This window comes from Halomonas sp. FeN2 (assembly GCF_020595105.1).
Classification (GTDB): Bacteria; Pseudomonadota; Gammaproteobacteria; order Pseudomonadales; family Halomonadaceae; genus Vreelandella; species Vreelandella neptunia.
In genome coordinates this window covers 3120785-3145123 of the sequence record NZ_CP074200.1, presented here as the reverse complement: position 1 = coordinate 3145123, position 24339 = coordinate 3120785, and the positions used below count along the sequence as shown (strand labels likewise).

Here is a 24339-nt window from a genome sequence, read left to right as displayed (position 1 = left end):
TAAGAGGCAGAGCTGGCTAACCATGGCGGTATTAACCATTGCGACGTAGAAAGTAGATCCCGACCCCGGCGCAGGCCAGAGTCGGCACCAGTACGGCCCAGACGGGTGAAAAGCCAAATATCGTCGAGGCGGGCGCCAATAGATCCTGAACGTACTTAAAGCTCAGCCCGGTGATAACGCCGTAAAACACCCGTGTGCCAGCAGCCACGGTGCGCAGCGGGCCAAATACAAAGGAGGCAGCAATCAGCACCAGCGAGCCCATGGTGAGCGGCATCAGCATCTTCTGCCAAAAATACAGCAACGCCTGATCATTCTGTAGGTTCTGCTCTTCAAGGAACTGGGCATAGGCCCAAAGCTCGCTGGGCGCCTGACTCTCAATATCGCGAAGCAGCCTCTCTAGCTGGGTGGGAGTGAAAGAGGTGTCCCAGCCCATGCTTGCCGTCTGGTCAGACTCGGTATGGTCGGCGAAAATGCGCGTGGTAGCGACATTTTCCAAACGCCAGGCATCGTCTTCCCAGCGTGCGCGCTGAGCGTAAGTGGCTTCGACTAGCTGGCGGTCATCAAAGCGATAGCGGGTTAAATCAAGCACGACGTCATCCGCACGAATCGCCCCAAAACGGTAGACGCTGTCGCCCTCGATCTGCCAGCCGCTGCGACTGGTCAGCATGGCGCCTTCCCCCTGGAGTTTTTCCAGCCGCCACGCCTCGGCATACTGCTCGGTGCGCGGGCTGACATACTCGGCGACTAACAGCACTACAACGACCACCACCAGCACTGGCTTCATCACCCCCCATACAATGCGCGCCAGGGATCGCCCAGCGGCGCGCATAACGGTGAGCTCATTGCTGGAGGCCATGCTGCCTAAACCAATCAGCGCGCCAATTAATACCGCCACAGGGGCGTATTGATAGAATCGCCAAGGCGTGCGCATTAGCAAGTAAAGCAGTGCATCGAAGGCGGTATAGCCCGCCTGCACATCGCCTAAATCATCGATATAGGCGATGGTAATATCCAACCCCAGCAGCACGAACTGAACGACAACAATGGCCGCCAGCACGTTGCGGGCAATATAACGATCGAGACGATCAAGCAGCATTAACGCATCCCCTTGCGTTGCGAGCGCCATAGCAATAATAGACCCAGGCCTAAAAACAGCCCATGTACGGGCCACACACCCAGCGTGGTGGGCCAAGTGCCACTGCCAATCGCATCGACAACCGCGAGCAGCAGACTGAGATAGGCGACGTATAAAAATACCGCGGGCAGCAGTTTACCAAAGCGCCCCTGGCGGGGATTAACCCGGGAAAGCGGCTGCGCCATCAAGGCCAGCACAAACACCATAAGCGGGAGTCCTGCCCGCCACTGCCACTGTGCTTGGGCACGGGGGCTTGGATTATTCCACAGCGCAGGCGTGGTGGCGTATTCCAATGAATCCAGCTCCTGCCGATCGCGATTCAACCCCAATCGTAACGTGTAGCGCTCAAAAGTGAGTCGCTCGGCGCTTTTATCGCCCGGCGTCACCCCATAGCGCTCACCGTCATCCAACACCAGAAAACGGCTACCCGTTTCGAGGCGGGTTTCCTGGTAGCCCGATGCCGCCCGGGTAACGTAGTCGTGGGTACCTTCATCACCCGGCTGGTTCTGCTCGTGCACCAGCACATCCTGCATTTCTGTGCCGTCGCTAGAGAAGCTACCGATATAGGCGGTACGGCCACCGCCAAACTCTTGGAAGCGCCCTGGGGCCAATACGGAAACATCCAGGCGACTACGCTGCTCTTCCAGTGCGGTCTCGGTTTGCAGCGCCCCAAAAGGCGTCAGCCAAAGGCTACAGATGCCCACTAGTACCGCAACGACACTGGCGGGCAGTAGGGTCACTTTCAACAGCCGCGTGGGACTCATCCCGCAGGCAACCATAACGGTGATTTCGCTGTTCATATAGAGCTGCCCATAGGCGAGCAGAATGCCTAGAAAAAAAGACAGCGGTAGAATGAGTTCCATAAAGCCAGGCAGGTGAAACATCATCAGACTGCCGAGCATGGTGACAGGAATATCGCCCTCTGCCGCGTCCGAAAAATAGCGGATAAAGCGGCTGCCCATGATCACCAGCAGCAGAATGCCAGCGACCGCCGACATGGTGAGTAACACTTCGCGAGTTAGATATCGAAATAAAATCAACGCGCTCTCCGGCTAGTCGTGCAGGATGCCATGCAATAAGCGTATGGCTTGGGTACACTAATCAAACTATTTACAGTCCCTTTTCAAAATCAAAAGCAACGGGGCATTATCCCGAATCCCTCGATGCTTGTCTTGTTGGAGACGTCATGGAATTTTCCGTTCAGACCGCGAACCCAGCCAAAGCTGAAACACCCTGCCTCTTGGTGCCGGTTTTTAAAGGGGGCGACCTCCTGCCCACCGTCGCCAAACTGGACGACGCCAGCGAGCGCCTGATCGGTCAATTGCTGGAGCGAGGTGATTTTGATGCCGCGCTGGGTAACGTGCAAATGGTACCCTTTGCGCCGGGCCTGGGCGCCGAACGCATCTTGCTGGTGGGCTTGGGAGAGCGTGAAAAATGCCAGGAAGCGGCTTTTATCAAGGCGCTGGATGCAGCCATGACGGCGCTAGTGAAACTGCCGATCGACGAAGCCAGCGTGGTATTTGGCGATGTTCCGTTGGCTGACCGCGACCCGGCCTGGAAAGCGCGCAAAGTAATGGAAGCCGCTGAACGGGCGATTTATCGCTTTGACCAGTTCAAATCTTCCCCTGCGCCAGCTCCCAGCCTTGCCAAGCTAACGTTAATTATCAGCGATGCCGACGCGGTTCCGCAGGTTAAGCAGGGTGCGTTAGTGGGCAACGCTATTGGTCGAGGCATCAACTATACCCGCACCCTGGGTAACCTGCCCGGCAACGTGTGCACGCCCAGCTATTTAGCCGAGCAGGCAGAACAGCTGGGGCGCGACTCACAAGGCGCGCTCGAGGTCGATATTCTCGATGAAGAAGCGCTGGAAGCCCTGGGTGCAGGCTCGCTGCTATCCGTAGGCCGCGGCAGCAAAGAACCCACACGCCTGATCGTGATGAAGTACCAAGGCGCCGAAGAGAGTGAAGAAGCGCCCCACGTGCTGATCGGCAAAGGCATTACCTTTGATACCGGCGGTATTTCGCTCAAGCCGGGCGAAGGCATGGATGAAATGAAGTTCGACATGTGCGGCGCCGCCAGCGTGTTTGGCACCGTCAAAGCCGTGCTGGAGATCAAGCCCAAACTCAACCTGGTGTTTATCGTCGCCGCGGCGGAAAACATGCCCGACGGCCACGCCACCAAGCCCGGCGATATTATTAAAACGCTGAAAGGCCTCACCGTTGAAGTACTTAACACCGACGCGGAAGGCCGCCTGGTGCTGTGCGATGCACTCACCTACGCCGAGCGCTTTACCCCGGCCAGCGTCGTAGATATCGCCACCCTCACCGGCGCGGTGATTATAGGCCTGGGCCATCACGCCACCGGCCTGCTCTCCAACGACGATGACTTGGCGCTGGATCTGCTCGATGCGGGCGAAGCCGCCTGGGATCGCGCCTGGCACCTGCCGCTGTGGGATGAGTATCAAGAGCAGCTTGAGTCCAACTTTGCCGACCTGGCCAATATTGGTGGCCGCCCCGCTGGCACGATTACCGCTGCGTGCTTCTTGTCACGCTTTGCCGACCACTTCCCCTGGGCGCACCTGGATATCGCCGGTACTGCCTGGCACTCCGGCAAGCAAAAAGGCGCCACCGGTCGCCCCGTTGGGCTGTTAACCCAGTACCTGCTTGACCGTGAAGCAGACGCCCAAGTAGAAAATAGCGACGTCTAAGACCACAATCAGGCAATCAACGGTTGCCTTTATTTGACGCAACCGTTACACCTAAACCCATTAGCGTGTGCCTTATCTCAAGGCACACGCTACACCCATTATGACGCCTATATTTGCCCTTCAGGGCTTGGATCAAGTAGAGAGAACATGCCGTGCCCACTAACTTTGAGATTTTGCCATCCAACCAGCCGATAGCCGATGAGATCCGTGACAACATTCTCAAAAACCCCGGCTTTGGCAAACACTTTACCGATCACATGGCCCATGTGCGCTGGACTGTTGACGCCGACTGGCACGGCCACCAAGTGCGCCCTTACGGCCCGCTAACGCTGGATCCCGCCGCCTCTGTGCTGCATTATGGCCAGGAGATTTTTGAAGGCATTAAAGCCTATCGCCATGCCGACGGCTCTATCTGGACATTCCGCCCCGAGAAAAATGCCGAGCGCTTCCGCCGCAGTGCTCGCCGATTAGCGCTGCCGGAACTTTCCGATGAAGACTTTATTGGTTCGCTGAAAGCGCTGCTGGCCCAAGACCAAGCCTGGGTGCCCACGCCTGCCAGCGCTTCTGATGAGTGCAGCCTCTATCTGCGACCATTCATGATCGCTTCAGAAGCCTTCTTAGGCGTTCGCCCCGCCCATGAGGTCGACTACTACGTAATCGCCTCCCCCGCGGCGGCGTACTTTAAAGGCGGCATTGCCCCGGTATCGATCTGGCTCTCGTCTAACTACAAGCGCGCTGCCCCCGGCGGCACCGGCTTTGCCAAGTGTGGCGGCAACTACGCCGCTTCTTTGGCTGCGCAGAAAGAAGCCGAAGCCCACCAGTGTGGTCAGGTCGCGTTCCTCGATGCTGCTGAAAACAAATGGGTGGAAGAGCTGGGCGGTATGAACCTGTTCTTCGTCTTCAAAGACGGCCGCTTGGTGACCCCGCGCCTGACCGACACCATTTTGGAAGGCGTGACCCGCAACTCAGTACTGACCCTGGCCAAAGATGAAGGCCTAACGCCGGAAGAGCGCCCGATTAGCATTGATGAATGGCGCGAAGGCGCGGCGTCCGGCGAGATCACCGAAGTATTTGCCTGCGGCACCGCCGCCGTGATTACCCCGGTGGGTGAACTGGTTTCCGAAAACGAGCGTATCCGTCTGCAGTCCGAGGGTAATAATGAGATCGCCATGCGCATCCGTACCAAGCTGCTCGACCTGCAGTACGGTCGCAGCGAGGATAAGTACGGCTGGCTAACTCAGTTGGTTTAAGCGGTTTTAAAACCAGCGCTTCTCCTTTCAGCACCGCCGCACTCTTGCGGCGGTGCTGTTTGCAATCGACGTATCTGCAATCGTTTTACCTGGAACCGCTATGGCGCGCATTGATTTCTACATTCTGCCCGATACCACCCTGGAGGCGCGCTTGCAGTTCGCTTGCAAACTGGCCGAGACCATCTGGCGCAAAGGCTACCGCCTGCATCTCCACTGTGAAGACAAAGCCCTCGCCGAGCAGGCCGATAACGCGCTATGGAATTTCCGCCCGGACGCCTATTTACCCCATGCCCTGGAAGATAGCGAGATGGCCGCCAGCGTCCCCATCACGCTAGGCTGGCAGCAGTTACCGGTGCCCACGGAAGAGGCCGCACTGCTTAATTTACACCCCGAAATACCCGAAGGCGTAGAGCGCTACGCGCGAATTGCCGAGATCATCAATCAGCACCAGCAAGTCCTGATCGCCAAACGCGCCTGCTGGCAGCGCTATAAAGAAATGGGCCACGAGGTTGTGCCGCATAAGCTCGGTTAACTCATTATTTGACAACAATAACTCAACGAACGAGAGTGCCGATGCTGTCCCACGCCATTTTAGCCCGTACCCCATTGGCCGTTATCGTTATCGCCCAGCTGTTCGGCACCTCGCTGTGGTTTAGCGTTAATGGCGTTGGCTTGGCGCTTCAGAAGGCCGTGGGCCTTAGCGAAAGTGATTTGGGCCTGTTAACCATCGCCGTTCAGGCCGGGTTTATTAGCGGCACGCTGCTGATCGCCACCACCGGTCTTGCTGACCGCATTCGTGCCAGCCACCTGTTCGCGATCTCCGCTGTTCTCGGCGCGTTGATCAACGCCGCCTTTATCGGCGTGGCTGAGAGCGTAACGCTCGCCACTGTAGCGCGCTTTGCGACCGGGCTTTGCCTGGCGGGGATTTATCCGCTAGGCATGAAGCTGGTGGTGAGCTGGACACCCAGCCACGCCGGCGCCGCGCTGGGCTGGTTGGTGGGCATGCTCACCCTGGGCATTGCCTCCCCGCATCTGCTGCGCGGCTTAACGCTGCATTTACCCTGGCAGTGGCCGCTGCTGCTGGCTTCACTGCTGGCATTGGTCGCCGCGCTAATGATTTTTCGTTTGGGCGTTGGGCCGCACTTGCCTGCCACCGCCAAAAGCGGACGGCCTTGGGCGGGGTTAGCAGCGTTCAGGCAGCCCCGCTTTCGTGCCGCCGCACTGGGCTATTTTGGCCACTGCTGGGAACTGTATGCGCTGTGGGCGCTGGTGCCGTTTCTGGTCGCCCGGGAGCTGGAGCGCTTGGGCGCTTCAAGCAGCGCTCAACCGTGGCTAAGTTTTGCGGTGATCGCGTTGGGCCTGCCGGGCTGCGTGCTGGCGGGCAAATGGAGCCGCCAGATTGGCAGCGATCGAGTAGCCTGCGTGGCATTGGCAACCTCAGGCGCGCTCTGTTTGGTTTATCCCCTGTTGGGCAGCGCCTCGCCCTGGCTGCTGTTGGCGCTTCTCGGCTTATGGGGCGTTAACGTGATTGCCGACTCCGCGCAGTTTTCTGCGCTGGCCAGCGCCACGGCTCCACCCGAGCGGCTAGGAGCGGCGCTAGCGATGATGAACGCTATTGGCTTTGGGCTGACCATTCCTTCCATCGCGCTGGTCACCGCGCTGTGGTCGAGCCAGTCGCTGGCAGTGATCTGGTGGCTATTGCCGGGCCCCATCCTCGGGCTAATCGCCATGCGCGGGTTTTCTGCCCATACGGTCAGTGTCGATAATCGAGCATGAGTAGCCCCTGACGATCAAGGCGCTATCGCGGTATACTCTTGCACTATATATTTTCAAACTTTGCACATTTCTCGCCAGCCGTGAGCCAACTCTCCATGGAAAAGACCTACCAACCTGAACAGATCGAAACCCGCTGGTACGAGCGCTGGGAAGCTGACAACCGTTTTGCCCCCTCCGGCCAGGGCACGCCTTTTTCGATCATGATTCCACCGCCCAATGTGACCGGCAGCCTGCACATGGGCCACGCGTTCCAGGACACCATTATGGATACCCTGACGCGCTGGAAACGGATGCAGGGCAATAACACCCTGTGGCAGGTAGGCACCGACCACGCCGGTATCGCCACGCAGATGCTGGTGGAGCGCAAGATTGCGACTGAAGAGGGCAAGACCCGCCACGACCTGGGCCGCGATGCGTTTATCGACAAGGTGTGGGAGTGGAAACACGAATCCGGCGGCCATATTACCCGTCAGCTGCGCCGCATGGGCGCCAGCGTCGACTGGTCTCGCGAACGCTTCACCATGGACGACGGCTTCTACAAAGCAGTGCAGGAAGTGTTTGTTCGCCTGCACGAAGAGAAGCTGATCTATCGTGGCAAACGCTTGGTCAACTGGGATCCGACGTTACACACCGCCATTTCTGACCTGGAAGTGGAAAACAAAGAGCAGCAAGGCAGCTTCTGGCACTTCCGCTACCCGTTAGCGGACGGCGTTAAAACCGATGACGGCAAGGATTATTTGGTGGTTGCCACCACCCGCCCAGAGACCCTGCTGGGCGATACCGGTGTGGCAGTTAACCCGGAAGACGAGCGTTACGCATCACTGGTCGGCAAATTTATCGAACTGCCGTTGGTCGGCCGCCGCATCCCGGTGGTCGCCGACGAGCACGCCGATATGGAGAAAGGCTCCGGCTGTGTGAAGATCACCCCCGCCCACGACTTCAACGACTACGAAGTCGGCAAGCGCCAGAACCATCTGCTGATCAACGTCTTCTCCAAAAACGCGACGATTCTTGAGCAAGCCGAGATCTTCGACCTGAAAGGCCAGCCCCAGCCGGACGAAGATGCCAGCCTGCCCGCCAAGTACGCGGGGCTTGATCGCTTTGAAGCGCGCCAGCAGATCGTTGCCGATATGGATGCCCTGGGCCTGCTGGAGCAAGTCGAAGCCGTTAACAACACCCTGCCCTACGGTGACCGTTCGGGCGATGTGATTGAGCCGCTGCTTACCGACCAATGGTTTGTAGCCGTGGAGTCCCTCGCCAAGCCTGCTATCGAAGCGGTGGAAAATGGCGATATCCAGTTCGTGCCCAAGAACTACGAGAACATGTACTTCGCCTGGATGCGCGACCTGCAGGATTGGTGTATCTCCCGGCAGCTGTGGTGGGGCCACCGCATCCCGGCCTGGTACGACGAGGAAGGCAATGTCTACGTTGCCCGTACGGAGATTGAAGCTCGCGAGAAGCATGAGCTCGGCCCCGACGTAACCTTGACGCAAGACGAAGACGTGCTCGATACCTGGTTCAGCTCGGGCCTGTGGACGTTCGGCACCCTCGGCTGGCCGGAAGAGACGCCAGAGCTGGAGACCTTCCACCCATCCAGCGTTCTGGTGACCGGTTTTGACATCATCTTCTTCTGGGTTGCCCGGATGATCATGATGACGCTGAAGTTCACCAAGCAAGTGCCGTTCAAGACGGTTTACGTGCACGGCTTGGTGCGCGATGGGCAAGGGCAGAAGATGTCCAAGTCCAAAGGCAACGTACTCGACCCCATCGACCTGATCGACGGCATTACGCTGGATGAGCTGCTCGAAAAGCGCACCGGCAATATGATGCAGCCAAAACAGGCCAAGGCGATTGCCAAAGCCACCAAGGACGAGTTTAAAGACGGCATTGAAGCCCACGGCACCGATGCGCTGCGCTTTACGTTCCTCTCCCAAGCCACCACCGGGCGTGATATCAAGTTTGATATGAGCCGCCTGGACGGCTACCGCAACTTCTGCAACAAGCTGTGGAACGCTTCGCGCTACGTGCTGATGAACGCCGAAGGCGAAGATTGCGGCACCCGCGGTGAAGAGGTTGAGCTTTCATTGGCCGACCGTTGGATTATCTCGCAGCTACAGAAAACCGAAGCCCAGGTCACCAAGGCGATGGACGAGTACCGCTTTGACCACGCCTCTCAGGCGCTGTATGAATTCGTCTGGAACGAGTACTGCGACTGGTACCTGGAGCTTTCCAAGCCGGTACTGTGGGACGAAAACGCCACGGCAGAAGCAAAAAGAGGAACGCGCCGCACGCTGGTACGCGTACTCGAAGCCATTCTGCGCCTTGCCCACCCAATGATGCCTTATATCACCGAAGAGATCTGGCAGCGCGTCTCGCCGCTGGCGGGCGTATATATGGGTGAAAATGCGTCGATCATGCTGCAGGCGTGGCCAGAAGCCGACGAGAGCAAAATCGACGACCAGGCCAGCCTGGATATCGAGTGGCTGAAAGGCGTTATCATCGCCGTGCGTAACATCCGCGCCGAGATGAACATCGCCCCCGGCAAGCCGCTTGACGTGCTGCTCACCAAAGGCAAGCCCGAAGACGCCGAGCGCTTGGAGAGCAACCGTCGCTTCCTTTCCAAACTCGCCAAGCTGGAAAGCGTTACCTGGCTTGAAAATCCAGACGACGCCCCGCTCTCAGCCACGCAGTTGGTGGGTGATATGGAAGTGCTGGTGCCAATGGCAGATCTCATCGACAAAGACGCCGAAATCGCCCGCCTCAGCAAAGAGATCGAGAAGCAGGACAAACTGATCGGCGGGATCGAGAAGAAGCTTGGCAACGACGGCTTTATCGCCAAAGCCCCGGTAGCAGTGGTGGATAAAGAGCGCGGCAAGCTGGCTGAATTCCAAGCCACCAAGCAGTTACTGGAAGAGCAAAAGGCGAAGATTGAAGCCTTGTAAGACTGGTTAGTAAGCAATAGCTCAAACGAAACGACACCCATTTGGTGTCGTTTTTGTTTTCGGCAACCGGCACGTGAGCTTACTCTGGCGTTAAGGTTTACACCTCATCAGCCTGACAAGGCCCTGGCTCAAGATTCAACAAAGTGCGAACCTGATTCGTATCAGAGGGGAGAAACGGTGGATAAATGAGCGTTTATGGAATGCTTTTCATCGCCTGGGGCGCCGGTCTTATGGCACTTTTCGGCGGTTTTCTAGCACACGTTGAGGGAACCGCAAATACGATTGCCAAGCAAGAGCTTGTGCATGGAATCACAGCGTTTGGTGGCGGCATTTTAGTGGCTGCAGTGGCCTTTGCGCTGGTGCCAGAGGGAATGCATGAGTTAAACACTCGGCAATTGACGGGATTGTTTGCCGCAGGTGGCGTTACGTTTTGTGTTTTGGATGCCTGGTTACAAAACAATGAAGGCAATGTCGCACAGTTTATGGCGATGTTATTAGACTTTGTGCCGGAAGCGGTTTCACTTGGCGCAGTGTTTGCTGCTAACCCGCAAATGGGTGTCTTACTGGCTCTTTTTATCGCTGCGCAAAATTTCCCCGAAGGATTTAACGCCTATCGTGAATTAAGAGCCGCGAAATTAACGACTAAAACAGCATTATGGGGACTCTTGGGCGTGTCATTTTTCGGCCCGCTATCTGCAATAATGGGGTATTGGTGGTTAAGTGAGGCGCCACAAATTACGGCTATGATCATGAGCTTCGCAGCAGGCGGTATTCTGTATCTGGTATTTCAGGATATTGCGCCGCAAGCGCGAATGCGGCGCCATTGGACACCCTCACTGGGTGCTGTACTTGGCTTTATCATTGGCATGCTGAGTAAGCAACTTTTAGGCTAGCCTTCAGTTTATAAAATCACTTTTTCTTATAAAACGTGTAAGGTTGGTACAAGAGTCGCCACTAAGTGGCATCGCTGATTCAGCAACGACACGGACTGCTCTATGCCGACACCAACCGAAGCGCGTTTACAGGCGCTGGCAACCGAATTAAAGCGGGCCGGAATTACCTACCATGAGCTTACGCCGATGGCGGATACCGGGCTGGCCCATGATCATGTGTGGATTCATCGCGGCGAGGGCGATGACTGGGTGGCGCGGCTGCCTAAACAAAGCCAGATGAACCTGCCGCCTGAAGAGAACCTGGCCTATCAGACCGCCTGCTATCAGCGCGCAAGCCAAGGCGGACACACGCCAACACTTTACGACACCTTGGCGCCGAGCGAGGCACTGCCCCGGGGCGGGCTACTGGTTGAAGCTATTCGGGGCCGCTTGGCTAAACTCCCGGAAGATCTACACGCCATTGCCGATGCCCTGGCGAGCCTACACTGCCAACCGCTGCCCAGCGAAGCACTGAGGGCGCCGCTGCTTGCCCCTGAAGACCCGTGGCAAGCGATGAAAGATGAAGTGCGCCAGCAGGCTAACTGGTTGGGCGATGCGCAACTTTCGAGCAAAGTCACCCAGCGCATTAAGCAGGAGCTGGATTTACTTCCGCCTCGCTTAAGCGAGGCCACGCCGAGACTAATTAGCTTTGACACCCACCCTGGCAACTTTTTAATCCGTGACGATGGCCGCGCGGTGTTGGTGGATTTAGAGAAATGCCGTTACGGCCTACCGGGTATCGATCTCGCCCACACCAGTCTCTACACCTCAACTACCTGGGACGTCAGCAGTCAGGCGGTGCTATCGCTAAGTGACGTGATTCGCTTTTATCGCCGCTGGCAAACCACCATGGGTGAAACGCCGGATATCGACACCCTCATTGCCTGTCGCCGCGCTACCTGGCTCTGGTCGTTAACCTGGTGTGCCAAGTGGCGCGCCCAGCACTTAAACGCCGTAGATGCCCAGCAGCGTGGGGAAGACTGGTCCGCGGAGCTCACTGACCCCGCCGTGATCGACCACGTGCGCGACCGCGTTGAGCACTACTTATCGTTAAACATTATTGATCACGTGCACAGCGAGCTACAGTGTTTGCAGGTTTCCCTATAACATCTAATTTTACTAATCTTTCTTAGCTGTGCTTACGCTTCTAACAAAAGGGATATTCGATGCCTACTCGCCACCCTCTTCGCTTCGCTATTGCCATCACAATGCTTGCCTTCACGGTTCCGGCATCAGCCAACCCCGACCCTAGTGATTGGCAAAGCGTCGTGGCACAGGCAGAAGACCAAACCGTTTACTGGAATGCCTGGGGCGGTGATACGCGCACCAATCGCTACATCGACTGGGTGGCGAAGCAGATGCAGGCACAGTACGACGTTGAGGTTGAGCATGTAAAACTGGACGATACGGGGAGTGCAGTAGCGCGGGTACTGGCGGAAAAACAGGCGGGCAATAACGACGATGGCAGCATCGATCTCATTTGGATCAACGGCGAGAACTTCGCTGCGATGCGCGAAAGCGACCTGCTGTTTGGCCCATTCGCTGAATCGCTGCCCCATTTTGCGCTCACCAATGCCACCGATAACCCTGAGGTGGTGACCGACTTCACGCTGCCTACAGAAGGCTATGAATCGCCCTGGGGTAAGGCGCAAATCACCTTTTATTACGACAGCGCTCAAACCGAGACACCACCCCAGGATATGCAGGCACTACTCGCCTGGGCCAAAGATAATCCCGGTCAGTTCAGCTATCCGCGTATCCCCGATTTCACCGGCAGCACCTTTTTAAAGCAGGCGCTGATCGAGCTCACCGATCAGGAGAAGGCACTTTACCAGCCGGTTTCAGAAAGCGATTTTGAGGCTGTCACAGAACCTCTATGGGCCTATTTAGATGCGTTGCACCCGCACCTGTGGCGCAGTGGTCGTGCCTTTCCCGACTCTGGCCCCAACCTGCGCACGTTGATGAGCGACGGCGAGATAAGTTTGGCGTTTTCGTTTTACCCCACCGATGCCGCCGTGGCGGTCATGGAGTATGAGCTGCCTGAAAGCGTGCGCAGCTACGTGCTGGAAGGCGGCACGTTGGGTAACGTTCACTTCGTGGCAATTCCTTATAATTCGCCGCATAAAGCTGGGGCCATGGTGCTCGCCAATTTTCTGCTTTCACCGGAAGCTCAGGCGCAAAAGCAGTCGCTGGCGATGTGGGGCGACCGCAGCGTACTGGATATCGAGCAGCTCGACGCCGAGAACCAGGCGCTGTTCGAACAGGGTGATCGCCATCCTTCCGAGCTACCGGCGGACGCGCTGTCGAACACCCTGCCTGAACCACACCCCAGCTGGATGACCGCGCTTCAAGACGCCTGGCTTGAGCGTTACGGCGTTAACTAACGATGCTGCGACTGGCTCCAGCCCTCATTATTGCCCTATTAGTATTCCCCGTAGGGGCGGGTCTTATGATGGTTCTGCTGCCTGCGTTTGGCTACTTGCCAGCACTAGGCGGCTATGGCGCTAGTTTAGCCCCCTGGCAAATGCTGTTCGACCAGCCGGGGCTAGGACGTTCAGTGATGGTTAGCTTTGCCAGCGGGTTAGTCAGCACAGCCGTAGCGCTGGTGATTGTGGTGCTGTTTTTGGCCGCCAGTCGAGGCACTTGGTTAGATCGCGGCATACGACGTTTGGTATCACCGTTGCTCGCTATCCCTCACGCCGCTATCGCCTTTGGGTTTGCCTTTTTGATTGCCCCTTCGGGTTTGGTGGCGCGGCTGATATCGCCGTCGCTGACGGGCTGGGAGCGCCCCCTGGACACGCTGATTATCAACGATCCCTGGGGATTCTCCCTAATGGCGGGGTTGGTACTAAAAGAAGTACCGTTTTTGCTGCTGATGAGCTTGGCGGCACTGCCGCAGTTAGCGCCGGAAAAGCGCCTGATGCTGGCGAGGTCACTAGGCTATTCCCCCACCATTGGCTGGTTAAAAACGGTGCTTCCCTCCCTCTATCCACTAATTCGCCTGCCGGTTTATGCCGTGATCGCCTACGCTACCTCGGTTGTCGATATGGCGCTGATTCTTGGCCCGAAACTGCCCCCCACGCTGAGCGTGTCTATCTTGAGTTGGTTCAACGACCCGGATGTCAGTCATCGTTTTATGGCTTCGGCGGCGGCGGTACTGCAAATCGGCGTCACTGTCGCTGCGCTGCTGTGCTGGTGGCTGCTAGAACAGCTGATCCGCAGGCTGACGCGGTACTGGCTGACCAATGGCAGCCGCCAACGCGGCGAAATCATCCTGCGCCTCGTTGGCCGCTCGGCATTACTGCTTTCGAGTATCACAGCGCTGGCGGCCTTGGTTGGACTGGGGCTATTTTCACTGGCTGGTTTCTGGCGCTTTCCAGAAGTGTTACCGCAGATGCTAACGCTGGATCACTGGCAACGCAGCGGCTCTATGCTGGTCACGCCACTCGTCAATACGGCGTTGATTGGACTTATTTCTACCGCCTTGGCCACGGCGCTCGTGCTGGCAACGCTGGAAAATGAACACCGTCAGCACATTCAACCCAAGCGCGCGTTATGGTTACTCTATTTTCCCCTATTAGTGCCGCAAATCGCCTTCCTGTTTGGACTGGTCGTGGCGGCGGAAAGCCTGGGTATTCGCCCTCAGCTTGGTTTGGTAATCGCGGGTCACCTGCTGTTTGTGCTGCCCTATGTATACCTCTCCTTGGCCGAAACCTATCGCCGCTTGGATCCGCGTTGGCTAAAGGTAGCGCGTTCACTGGGGGTGTCACGAAGTGCCGCTTTTTGGCGGGTTCGCCTGCCGCTTTTGCTCGCGCCGCTGTTAACGGCGTTTGCCGTAGGCTTGGCAGTGAGTATTGGCCAATACTTACCCACCCAGTTACTCGGTGCGGGCCGCGTGACCACCGTGACGACCGAAGCCGTCGCGCTTGCCTCTGGCAGTAATCGACGTTTAATCGGCGTCTGGGCATTAGTGCAGGCGGGCCTGCCTTTGATTGGCTTTATACTCGCGCTAGGACTGCCCCGTTTATTGGGTACCCACCGCCGTGATTTAGCTACCTAGGAGGGACAATGTGACAGCTTCTTTTTGCGCGCCGCTACGCCTTGAGCAAATTAGCATCGCCCTGGCCGGCCGTGAGTTACTGGCAGTGGATGCCACTATTAGCCCCGGGGAGGTACTCACGGTAATGGGGCCTTCGGGGTCGGGAAAATCCACCTTATTGGCGTATATTGCAGGCTTCCTTGATCGCGAATTCACCGCCAGCGGCGGCGTATGGCTGGGCGAGCGCAGTTTGCTCAACCTTCCCGCCGAGCAGCGCAACATCGGGCTTTTGTTTCAGGATCCGCTGCTATTTCCGCACTTAAGCGTGGGCAGCAACTTGCGCTTCGGACTGCCTCGCTATCTAAATGACAAGCGCCAGCAAGTTACTCAGGCACTTGAACAGGTTGGGCTAGCAGGCTTTGAGTCCCGCGACCCCGCCACCCTTTCCGGCGGCCAGCAATCACGCGTGGCGTTGATGCGTCTATTGCTTTCCAAGCCCCGAGCCGTTCTGCTGGATGAGCCGTTTTCCAAACTGGATACGGCGCTGCGCCAGGAGATGCGCACGCTGGTGTTTAGCCAGCTGCGCGAGGCTGGCCTGCCTGCGCTACTGGTCACCCACGACCACGAGGACGCCAATGCAGCAGGAGGGCCGGTTATTGAACTCGGCTGAACAACCACCTCGGCTGAGCATTGTGATCCCGGTGCTCAACGAGGCCGCGGGGATTGAGGCGGCCCTGACGCCGCTGCAACCGCTGCGCATTTCCATGCCCATCGAAGTCATTGTGGTGGATGGCGGGAGTGATGATGACAGCGCTTGCATTGCTGCACCGCTGGCGGATCGAGTGCTCAGCAGCCCAGCCGGTCGGGCACTGCAAATGAACCTGGGCGCACAGCATGGCAAGGCACCTGCGCTGTTATTTTTGCATGCCGATACCATTCTGCCCGATGGCGCCATTGAACAGATAACCCAAGCGCTTTACCGCCACGCCTGGGGGCGCTTTGATATTAAGCTTGCGGGCCGCAGCGGCTGGCTACCCATGGTGAGCTGGATGATGAATCAGCGCTCCCGGCTTACCGGCATCGCCACCGGCGATCAGGGCATGTTTATGCGCGCGAGCACCTTCAAGGCAGTCGGTGGCTTTCCCGAACAGCCACTGATGGAAGACATTGAGCTGTCTAAACGGCTCAAGCGGTTGTCTCGGCCCGCCTGTTTGAAGGCGAAAGTGGTAAGCTCGGGCAGACGCTGGGATGAGTTTGGCGCGTGGAAAACCATCCGCCTCATGTGGCGGCTGCGCTACCGCTACTGGCGCGGCTTTAGCGCAACCCAACTCGCCAAGGAGTATCGCGATGCCCGCTGAAACGCCCCACATGCACCTGCTAGCCAAAGCACCGCTGGCGGGGCAAGCTAAAACGCGCCTGTCGCCCCTACTCGGTTTGGAAGGTGCTGCCAACGCCCACGCGGAGCTGGTACGCCACTGCGTCGCTAATGCCTGCAAAGCGCTGCCTGCCGCAAATGTCACACTATGGACAGCGCTTGATCACGCGCACCCGCTGTTTATCGAACTTCGCGAGGCGTTTGGTGTGACGCTAAGCGCCCAGCCAGAAGGTGACTTAGGCGCAAGGGTTCGCCACGCCCTGAACAGCATCCCAGGGCCTGCCATGCTAATGGGCAGCGACTGCCCGAGCATCACCAGCGCGCTGATTGCCACCTGTGCGCAGCAGCTGGCCAGCTTTGAGGTGGTGATGTTACCCGCCGAAGATGGCGGCTACGGTTTTGTGGGCACCCAGCAGGACTACCCCGCACTGTTTGAAGGGATCCCCTGGGGCACCCAACGCGTGCTAGCGACCACTCAGCAGCGCATTGAGGCGTTAGGCCTGCGCGCCGCCTACCCCGCGACTATTTGGGACGTGGATCGCCCCGAAGACTGGCAGCGCTGGAAAGGATTGCCTGCATCAATGTAAGGAAGTGGGCACTCCCTTCACACAGCAAACACTGATACTTATCTTAATAGCGCTGGAGCGTTTATTGTGACCCGACAACGTTTGATTATTGCAGCGTTACTGATTCTTGCCATTGGGGTGTTTTTTCTGAGCGGCGCCCACCAGTGGTTCACGCTAGAGACCCTCAAGGCTTATCAAAGCGACTTCCAAGCGGCGTTTAATCAAAACCCTTGGCAGGTAGCGGGGATCTTTTTTGCCGTTTATGTGGTGATCACTGCGCTCTCACTGCCAGGCGCCACGCTGATGACCCTACTTGGCGGTACGCTATTTGGTTTAGGTTGGGGTCTGCTGATTATCTCCTTCGCCAGCACCATGGGAGCTACGCTGGCCTTTCTACTTTCACGATTTCTTTTCCGTGGCCCTATCGAAAAACGCTTTCCGCGCCAGTTTTCCTCGGTCAATCGCGGCGTAGAGCGTGATGGCGCTCTTTATCTATTTACCCTGCGTTTAGTGCCGGTATTCCCGTTTTTTATGATCAACCTGGTCATGGGCCTAACGCGCATTAAAACCGTCACGTTTTACTGGGTAAGCCAGATCGCGATGCTCCCCGGCACCGCTATTTATGTGAATGCGGGCGGGCAACTGGGTGATTTGGAAAGTATGGGGGGTATCCTTTCCCCCACGCTTATCGCCTCGTTTTTACTGCTGGCCATCTTCCCCTGGATCGCCCGGCGCATCGTGCTATTAGTACAGAAACGTAACGCCTATAAAGGTTTTACCCGGCCAGCGCGATTTGATTACGACATTGTGGTGATCGGCGGCGGCTCCGCCGGGTTGGTCACCAGCTATATCGCCAGCGCAGTGAAGGCTAAGGTGGCACTGGTGGAAAAACACAAGATGGGCGGCGACTGCCTGAATACCGGCTGTGTACCGTCTAAAGCGTTAATTCGTGCCGCCCGCGCCGCCCACGAGATTCGCACCGCCCACCGGTTCGGAGTGACTGCCAGCGAGCCGCAGGTCGACTTTGCCAAAGTAATGGGCCATGTGCATCAGGCGATTAGCGATATCGAGCCCCACGACAGCGTGGAGCGCTATAACGGCCTCGGCGTCGAGGTGTACCAGGAGCACGCCAAGCTGATCTCGCCCTGGGAAATACAGGTCGGCGATAAAATCCTCACCGCACGGCATATCGTGCTGGCCACCGGCGCACGTCCCCGGGTGCCGTCGCTACCGGGTATTGAGAGCGCCCCTGTTTTAACGTCCGAGAACCTCTGGTCGCTCACTGAGTTGCCCAAACGCTTAGTGGTATTGGGCGGCGGCGCCATTGGCTGCGAGCTGAGCCAGAGTTTTGCCCGCCTGGGTAGCCAGGTCACCCTGGTAGAAGGCGTTTCCCAACTGCTGGGCCGTGAAGATCCAGAGGTCGGTGAGCTAGTCGAAAGCACCCTGGCGGGCGAAGGCGTGTCGGTGATGACCGATGCCAGGGCGTTGGAAGTTCTCAACGGAGAGATAGGCTATCAGCTAGTGGTGGAGCATGACGGCGATCGCAAGCTGCTAGCGTTTGACTACCTGCTGGTGAGTGCCGGTCGCCAAGCCAACGTGGAGGGCTTAGGGTTAGAAGCGCTGGGAATCACGACCACAAAAGCGGGCACCCTTGAAATTAACGAACGCCTGCAAACCCACCTACCCAATATCTGGGCCTGCGGTGATTTAGCCGGGCCTTACCAACTCACCCATGCCGCCGCCCACCAGGCGTGGCACGCGGCCGTCAATGCGCTGTTCGGAGAGCTGAAAAGCTTTACGGTGGATTACCGCTATATGCCTGCGGTCACCTATCTGCAGCCGGAAGTAGCGCGGGTGGGTTTAAACGAAAAAGAGGCTAACGCACAGGGCATTGCCTTTGAGGTTACTCGCTACGCCATGGGCGAAAGCGACCGTGCCATTGCCGAAGGCGCGACCCAGGGATTTATCAAAGTGCTCACTGTGCCCGGCAGAGACAAGATTCTAGGTGCGACCATCGTCGCGGAAAACGCCGGTGAATGGCTGGGTGAATTTACCCTCGCCATGAAGCACGGCCTGGGCCTCAACAAACTACTGGGCACCATCCACCCCTACCCCACGTTAGGCGAAGCGGCCAAGGCCACTGCGGGGGTGTGGAAAAACGCCCACAAACCCGAACGAGTGCTGGCTTTATTGAAGCACTACTTCAATTGGCGACGCGGTGATAGTTCAGCTAAGAAAATTGACACCTAGCACATCGAATTGAAAGATAATTAGAAAAAATGAGTGGACCTAATCGTTTCGCCCGTTGCCAGGCGGGTGCACTTTAGCGAATGTTTCAATAATTTCGCGCACCACTTTACGCTGGGCAGCGGGAAGCTCCCGGTAGAGTGACAGCAATTGGCGCTCTTCATTGGTGGATGAAACATCCCAACTTGGGGAAGGTTCGCTGACCGTATAAGCGGTGCTAGCGCCGTAGCGCAAGTGGTGTGGATCGACTAACAACCAGCGCGCCAAAACCTGGAGCTTATCCTGGCTGGGGATCGAATCACCGCGCAGCCAACGCCGAACAGCCTGAAAAGTGATCGGCTTTCCCCAGTAACGCAGGTTAAATTCCCGCTCAAGCACTGACGGTCGCGCTTCGTAACCGGCTGCTTCTAATGCCGCTTTCAGACGCTCGGCGAACATGATTTTTTCATTCATGCCGCCAATGTGAAGCGATTGTTCAATAACAGTTGAATAACGGTTCACCTTTTGATTGAATCATTAATTCAATTTCGAGTTTTCGCTTAGGCGAGTTGCTATGCTAAGCGCTGAGAAGCGGCGCTTGAGGAGTCATTCAGGATGAGTGGCACACTATCTCCATCGGTGCAAAATCTCGACAATCTGTGTCATAAGCTGGCCTTGCTATGCGGCTCGAAAACCCCTCTTGAGCTTTTTGAACTGCTGGCTAAAACGCTGCATGCGCTTACACAGGGTCAACCAGTGGTACTTTATCGCCGCTTGAGCACAGGCAACCTTCGTTTGGCCTACTGCTACCCGCTGGAAAGCACACTCGCCTCTCATCACGCGCTGCTCGCTATTCATTGTTACGACGACCTAGCCGCCTCAGAGCTGCAACTGTATGAGCTAAAGGGCGAACATGAAGTGTGGGGGTATATTGGGCATCCACCTGCCGCCTACGCAGGGCCTGGCAAGTGGATCCAACTACTCATCGATATTGCTTCCCAACGCTTACGCTTGTTAAAAGCGGAGCGTATGGCCACTCGCCAGCTAGGTTTAAAGTCGCGTCGCAGATTGCTATCCAGAGATATTAAACGACTGGCTTCCATTGATGATATTTTGCAGCATCATGGCGCTAGCTGGTGCGATATTTTTCAGGCCGAAGGCATTGCGCTGGCTTATCAGGGCGACCTTCACTGCTTTGGCGAATGCCCCTCCAGGCACCAGCTATTTCATCAGTTACAGCAGTTGAACCAGTACAACGCTCAGGATGAGATTGCCGAGCTGAACGGCAGTTGCCAAGGCGGTTTGGCGGCCCAGCTCAGCGTCGCGAATGCCTCGTTAGGCTGGTTAGTGCTGTTTCGCCAACAGCCACTCCTCCCCGCTCTGGTGGCTGATACGACGCTTCAAGACGTCTTGAGTTATTGGCTGCCGCAGGAAGCCTCCATGATGATTGAGCTGGCCGACGATTTAGCCGTGGCCATAACTGCCCAGGAGGTCGTTCACCTCAACCGCCAGCTAACCAAGACCAATCAACGCCTCGAGGGCCTGGCCCATACCGACCCCTTAACAAAATGCTGGAACCGCTACTACACAGAGCTGGTGATTGAAGATTTGATCCATTCGTCAGTCAGTTTTGCCATGTTGATGTTTGATATCGATGATTTTAAAAATATTAACGATACCTATGGGCACGCAACCGGCGATGATATCTTGCGTGATATAGCGAAGTTAGTTCAGGAAACGCTGAGAGATGATGACCACCTTGGGCGTTGGGGAGGCGAAGAGTTCGTCATCATATCCAAGGGGCTTGACCAAGACGCCAGTCTAAAGCTGGCTAACCGGCTCTGCCGTAACGTGGAGCAATACACCTTCAACATCGCGGGCCCATTAACAGTTAGTATCGGCCTGACCCTTTTCCAACCGGGCGACCGGCCCCGCCAGCTATTTGAGCGGGCGGATCAAGGCATGTATCTGGCTAAAATGGCGGGTAAAAACCAAGTCTTTGTCTGTTAATCCCCAACAGCACCTTGCTTCTTCTATAGGCGATGTCCATGCAGCAATTATTACTCATGGGTGCGGGCCACGCCCACGCCTTTGTACTCGAAGCCTTTGCCAAACAGCCTGAACCAGGCATCGCCATTACCGTGGTGAGCGATAGTCCTTTAGCAGCTTACTCCGGCAGCGTACCCGCATGGCTAGCGGGAGAGTGTACGCTGCGCGAGACCCAGATCGACATAGCGGCATTGTGCCAAAGGGCCAACGCCCGGCTAATTCTTTCCCCTGCGAACACGGTCAACACCCGGGAACGTAACGTAGCGCTGGCGAATGGCGAGCGCGTTAATTTTGACGTGGCTTCCGTCAACATCGGTTCGACTCTGGCATCACCCCAGCAGCATGGGGAGAACCTCCCCATGCTGCTGGCCATGCGTCCACTGGGTAGTCTGCACCAGCGCTGGCAGGCGCTACAAAATGACATTCGCCACTTACCCAGCGGTGGCGCCCAACGGGTGGTGGGCGTTGGCGGGGGCGCGGCTGGCTGCGAGACACTGATGAGCGTGCTGGCCCAACTGCGCAAACAGCGGCCCGATATTGACTGGCAGGGACATTTGCTCAGCGCCTCTAACGCACTTTTGCCCGATGCCGGTCGCTTGCCACGCTGGCTAACTCGGCGTGCGCTGTCACAGGCAGGCATTACCGTTCACAGTCAGCAACGCGGCGAAACGCTGGTTGAAGGCGGGGTAACCACCCAGGACGGTAAAGGCATCGATGCAGACATCGTGCTCTGGGCAACGGGAGCTGTCGGCCACCCATGGCTGGTGAGCACTGAGCTGCCGTTGGATCAACACGGTTTTATCCGCGTAGACAACACGCTGGAGGTCACCGGCCAGCCGAATATATTTGCCGCTGGCGACTGCGCAGCGTTTACCCCAGCACTGCCCAACGCGGGTGTATACGCAGTGCGCATGGGGCCACACTTAGCGGACAATCTCCGCCACGCCTACCATGGCGAACCGTTACGCCCCTGGCAGCCGCCCAAACGGGTGTTGTCACTCATTGGCACTGGCGACGGCCGCGCGATTGCCAGCCGCGGTGGCTTTGGGGTATCCGGAAAGTGGGTATGGCAATGGAAAAAGCGAATTGATGCGCGCTTTATCGCTCGCTTCAATCCGCCTTTTGAGAACTAACTGACTGTATTAGTTGCCTTCGCGCCAGCCGCCTAGCACCCGACTATCCGGGCCAAAGAAGACCAGCCGGTCATGGTCAATCAAATACCGATAGGCGGTCTCCAGCATATCCGTGACCCGCTTGGCATCGCCCATTTGCGGGCACGCCATACGGGGGGTGGCCAGTTGGCTAAACTCAATGCGCTGGTTTTCACCGAGTGTTACTTCACCAGTAAAGCGGTTACAGCCGTCGTGGCCGCTAACTTTGCCCTCGTTTGAAATCTGGAAAAAAGGCGTTTCCGGCATGGAGAGCCGCTCATCGGTGCCCACCAACAGTAGGTTCCAACGCTGTTCAACAATGGCGCCCGAAAGCGATGAGTCACTCGTCCCTGATTGCGGCGCAGTGCTTGGCCCTGGCGAACTGCTACACGCACTTAGCAGTAGCACAGCGGAAGCGAGCAATGGCAGTAAACGCCAACCTTTGATGGTCATGGTGAACTTTCCTTGTGTCATAGCCTTTGTGGAATAGCCTTTGTGGAATAGTCTTTGTGGAATAGCTATTTGTGTAATAGCTCTTTGTGTAATAGCTACCAGCTGCCGGTGTTTTCCATGGAGGCCCAAGGCTCTTGTGGCGCCAGGGCATCGCCCTTCTGCAGCAACTCCACAGAGATTCCGTCCGGTGATTTAACAAACGCCATATGGCCATCACGGGGCGGGCGGTTAATCGTCACGCCATTGTCCTGAAGATGTTGGCAGAGCGCATAGATATCATCCACCCGGTAAGCTAGGTGGCCAAAATTACGCCCGCCGGTGTACTCTTCGGGATCCCAGTTATACGTCAGCTCAAGCTCCGGAGCCGTCAAACGCTCTGAGCGTGACTCATCTTCGGGTGCAGCCAGAAACACCAGCGTGAAGCGCCCTTTCTCATTCTCTTTTCGGCGAACTTCTTTAAGACCCAGCAGATCGCAGTAAAAACGCAGCGAAGCATCTAGGTCACTAACACGCACCATGGTATGTAGATATTGCATATCGACTCCTGATAAAAATGGCCTTGGCCATACTTTACAAAAACGTGACAGCGGAAATAAATCACTACAACGCTGTATAATTAAATCATAACGTTTATCTTAGCTGGCTTTACCCGTCGGAGAAACCTGTGGATTCAGTCACTCAAGCCGCGCTTGGCGCAACCATTGGCGGTGCCGTACTGGGCCGACGCTTAGGCCGTAAGGCCATCCTCATCGGTGCCGTACTCGGCACCCTGCCCGATCTTGATGTAGCGTTGGATTATGGCGACGCCGTCGCCAATGTCACCGAGCATCGCGGTTTTAGTCATTCGCTTTTTGTACTCACCGGGTTAGCCACCCTGTTGGCGCTGCTGAGCGCGCGATTTGCTCCTGCAAAAGGTATTAGCCTGCCCCACTGGTGGTGCTTTTTTGCGCTTATTCTGATTACCCATCCGCTACTTGATGCGCTGACCACTTACGGCACCCAGTTACTTTGGCCACTTGACCTCGTTCCCGCCGCGTGGCCAATTATTTTTATTATCGATCCCCTTTATACGCTGCCGTTGTTACTCACTCTGGGAATCGCTCTCTTCTCTAAACGGGTACGTAAAGCCTGTACCTGGGGGCTGACCATCACGAGTGTTTACCTAATGATGGCAGCGGGTGCGAAATTGCTGGTAGAACAACGTCTTGCCCCAGCCCTGGCGGAGCAGGGGCTGGAAGAAGCTCCGCTGCTGTTACAGCCAACGCCGTTCAACATTGTGCTATGGCGCGCCACGGTGATTGATGGTGACCGCTATTATGAAAGCCTGATCAGTGTGTTTGACGGCGACCGTCAGCCGCGTCTTGAGCCGCTGGTTCGTAACACTGAACTAGAGGAGTTCGCCCTGGCCAGCCAACATGGAGAGCGTTTAACGTGGTTTGCGGGTTCTTTTTTACGCTATGAAACTCGGCTACTGGATGGAAAAGAGACGCTGGTCGCCACCGATATTCGACTCGGCTTCCCGGGCTTTCATCCGTTTAGTTTTACCCTGGCCACGTTAGAGGGCGAGCTTTGGGTACCGCTTGCGGTAAGCGAACAGTTGGAAAGTACCCGTGACATTCAGATAGAAACGCTATCGCGTCTCGCCGCTCGTGCCGCAGGCAACACCTCGGCCCTGTGCGCCAGCGATTTCGAGGCGCAAGAATGGCGAGCTGAGCGTGTGGTTTATCGCTGCTGAGCT

21 protein-coding genes are annotated in these 24339 nt (G+C 56.9%); 16 read left to right on the top strand and 5 right to left on the bottom strand.

Features of this window, described 5'->3' with window-relative positions:
- Window positions 1-31: 31 nt before the first annotated feature.
- Both lptG and lptF read right to left on the bottom strand, forming a co-directional pair.
- A complete protein-coding gene (gene lptG / locus KF947_RS14565; protein ID WP_133730914.1) occupies window positions 32-1096 on the bottom strand; it encodes an LPS export ABC transporter permease LptG in 1065 nt (354 codons plus the stop codon).
- Window positions 1096-2175 (bottom strand): LPS export ABC transporter permease LptF, encoded by a 1080-nt coding sequence (lptF, locus tag KF947_RS14560; protein WP_133730915.1) that lies wholly within the window; start codon window positions 2173-2175, stop codon window positions 1096-1098. The genes lptG and lptF overlap by 1 nt, the downstream gene beginning before the upstream one ends.
- 146 nt (window positions 2176-2321) lie before the next feature.
- Between lptF and KF947_RS14555 the strand changes: the two genes are divergently transcribed.
- From KF947_RS14555 to KF947_RS14495, 13 genes are all read left to right on the top strand, one after another.
- Window positions 2322-3842: a leucyl aminopeptidase gene (locus KF947_RS14555; protein ID WP_133730916.1), complete on the top strand. Its 1521-nt coding sequence runs from the start codon at window positions 2322-2324 to the stop codon at window positions 3840-3842.
- Window positions 3843-3994: 152 nt separating this feature from the next.
- Complete coding sequence (locus KF947_RS14550; RefSeq protein ID WP_133730917.1) at window positions 3995-5092, top strand: branched-chain amino acid aminotransferase; 1098 nt, start codon at window positions 3995-3997, stop codon at window positions 5090-5092.
- 100 nt (window positions 5093-5192) lie between these two features.
- Window positions 5193-5624: a DNA polymerase III subunit chi gene (locus KF947_RS14545; RefSeq protein WP_133730918.1), complete on the top strand. Its 432-nt coding sequence runs from the start codon at window positions 5193-5195 to the stop codon at window positions 5622-5624.
- 41 nt (window positions 5625-5665) lie between these two features.
- Entirely contained in the window at window positions 5666-6868 is a 1203-nt protein-coding gene (locus KF947_RS14540) for an MFS transporter (protein ID WP_227404271.1), read from the top strand.
- 95 nt (window positions 6869-6963) lie between these two features.
- Window positions 6964-9810, top strand: coding sequence for a valine--tRNA ligase (locus tag KF947_RS14535; RefSeq protein ID WP_227404270.1), 2847 nt, complete (start codon window positions 6964-6966; stop codon window positions 9808-9810).
- Window positions 9811-9995: 185 nt separating this feature from the next.
- Window positions 9996-10703 carry a ZIP family metal transporter gene (locus KF947_RS14530; RefSeq protein WP_227404269.1) on the top strand — a complete coding sequence of 236 codons (708 nt, stop codon included), beginning with the start codon at window positions 9996-9998 and terminating at the stop codon, window positions 10701-10703.
- A gap of 102 nt (window positions 10704-10805) precedes the next feature.
- Window positions 10806-11849 (top strand): aminoglycoside phosphotransferase family protein, encoded by a 1044-nt coding sequence (locus tag KF947_RS14525; RefSeq protein WP_227404268.1) that lies wholly within the window; start codon window positions 10806-10808, stop codon window positions 11847-11849.
- A 59-nt stretch (window positions 11850-11908) separates the two neighbouring features.
- The gene (locus tag KF947_RS14520) at window positions 11909-13126 is read left to right on the top strand and encodes an ABC transporter substrate-binding protein (protein ID WP_227404267.1); all 1218 of its coding nucleotides are present in this window, start codon (window positions 11909-11911) and stop codon (window positions 13124-13126) included.
- Between the two features lie 2 nt (window positions 13127-13128).
- Window positions 13129-14802 (top strand): ABC transporter permease, encoded by a 1674-nt coding sequence (locus tag KF947_RS14515; RefSeq protein WP_227404266.1) that lies wholly within the window; start codon window positions 13129-13131, stop codon window positions 14800-14802.
- Window positions 14803-14812: 10 nt separating this feature from the next.
- Window positions 14813-15451: an ATP-binding cassette domain-containing protein gene (locus KF947_RS14510; protein WP_227404265.1), complete on the top strand. Its 639-nt coding sequence runs from the start codon at window positions 14813-14815 to the stop codon at window positions 15449-15451.
- Window positions 15417-16139 (top strand): TIGR04283 family arsenosugar biosynthesis glycosyltransferase, encoded by a 723-nt coding sequence (locus KF947_RS14505; RefSeq protein ID WP_227404264.1) that lies wholly within the window; start codon window positions 15417-15419, stop codon window positions 16137-16139. The genes KF947_RS14510 and KF947_RS14505 overlap by 35 nt, the downstream gene beginning before the upstream one ends.
- Window positions 16129-16743 (top strand): TIGR04282 family arsenosugar biosynthesis glycosyltransferase, encoded by a 615-nt coding sequence (locus tag KF947_RS14500; protein ID WP_227404263.1) that lies wholly within the window; start codon window positions 16129-16131, stop codon window positions 16741-16743. Before KF947_RS14505 ends, KF947_RS14500 begins: the two co-directional genes overlap by 11 nt.
- A gap of 66 nt (window positions 16744-16809) precedes the next feature.
- A complete protein-coding gene (locus KF947_RS14495) occupies window positions 16810-18972 on the top strand; it encodes an FAD-dependent oxidoreductase (protein WP_227404262.1) in 2163 nt (720 codons plus the stop codon).
- Window positions 18973-19011: 39 nt separating this feature from the next.
- On the opposite strand, the gene KF947_RS14490 is transcribed toward KF947_RS14495, so the two are convergent.
- A complete protein-coding gene (locus KF947_RS14490) occupies window positions 19012-19407 on the bottom strand; it encodes a transcriptional regulator (protein WP_275951291.1) in 396 nt (131 codons plus the stop codon).
- Between the two features lie 156 nt (window positions 19408-19563).
- Here KF947_RS14490 and KF947_RS14485 point away from each other — a divergent pair, with 156 nt between their 5' ends.
- Window positions 19564-20958 carry a GGDEF domain-containing protein gene (locus KF947_RS14485; protein ID WP_227404261.1) on the top strand — a complete coding sequence of 465 codons (1395 nt, stop codon included), beginning with the start codon at window positions 19564-19566 and terminating at the stop codon, window positions 20956-20958.
- A 32-nt stretch (window positions 20959-20990) separates the two neighbouring features.
- Window positions 20991-22130: an FAD-dependent oxidoreductase gene (locus KF947_RS14480; RefSeq protein WP_227404260.1), complete on the top strand. Its 1140-nt coding sequence runs from the start codon at window positions 20991-20993 to the stop codon at window positions 22128-22130.
- Between the two features lie 9 nt (window positions 22131-22139).
- Here the strand turns inward: KF947_RS14480 and KF947_RS14475 are convergent, their stop codons facing one another.
- A complete protein-coding gene (locus KF947_RS14475; RefSeq protein ID WP_227404259.1) occupies window positions 22140-22601 on the bottom strand; it encodes an META domain-containing protein in 462 nt (153 codons plus the stop codon).
- A 95-nt stretch (window positions 22602-22696) separates the two neighbouring features.
- The gene (gene gloA, locus KF947_RS14470) at window positions 22697-23137 is read right to left on the bottom strand and encodes a lactoylglutathione lyase (protein WP_133730937.1); all 441 of its coding nucleotides are present in this window, start codon (window positions 23135-23137) and stop codon (window positions 22697-22699) included.
- Between the two features lie 128 nt (window positions 23138-23265).
- Between gloA and KF947_RS14465 the strand changes: the two genes are divergently transcribed.
- A complete protein-coding gene (locus tag KF947_RS14465) occupies window positions 23266-24336 on the top strand; it encodes a metal-dependent hydrolase (protein WP_133730938.1) in 1071 nt (356 codons plus the stop codon).
- Window positions 24337-24339 lie beyond the last annotated feature (3 nt).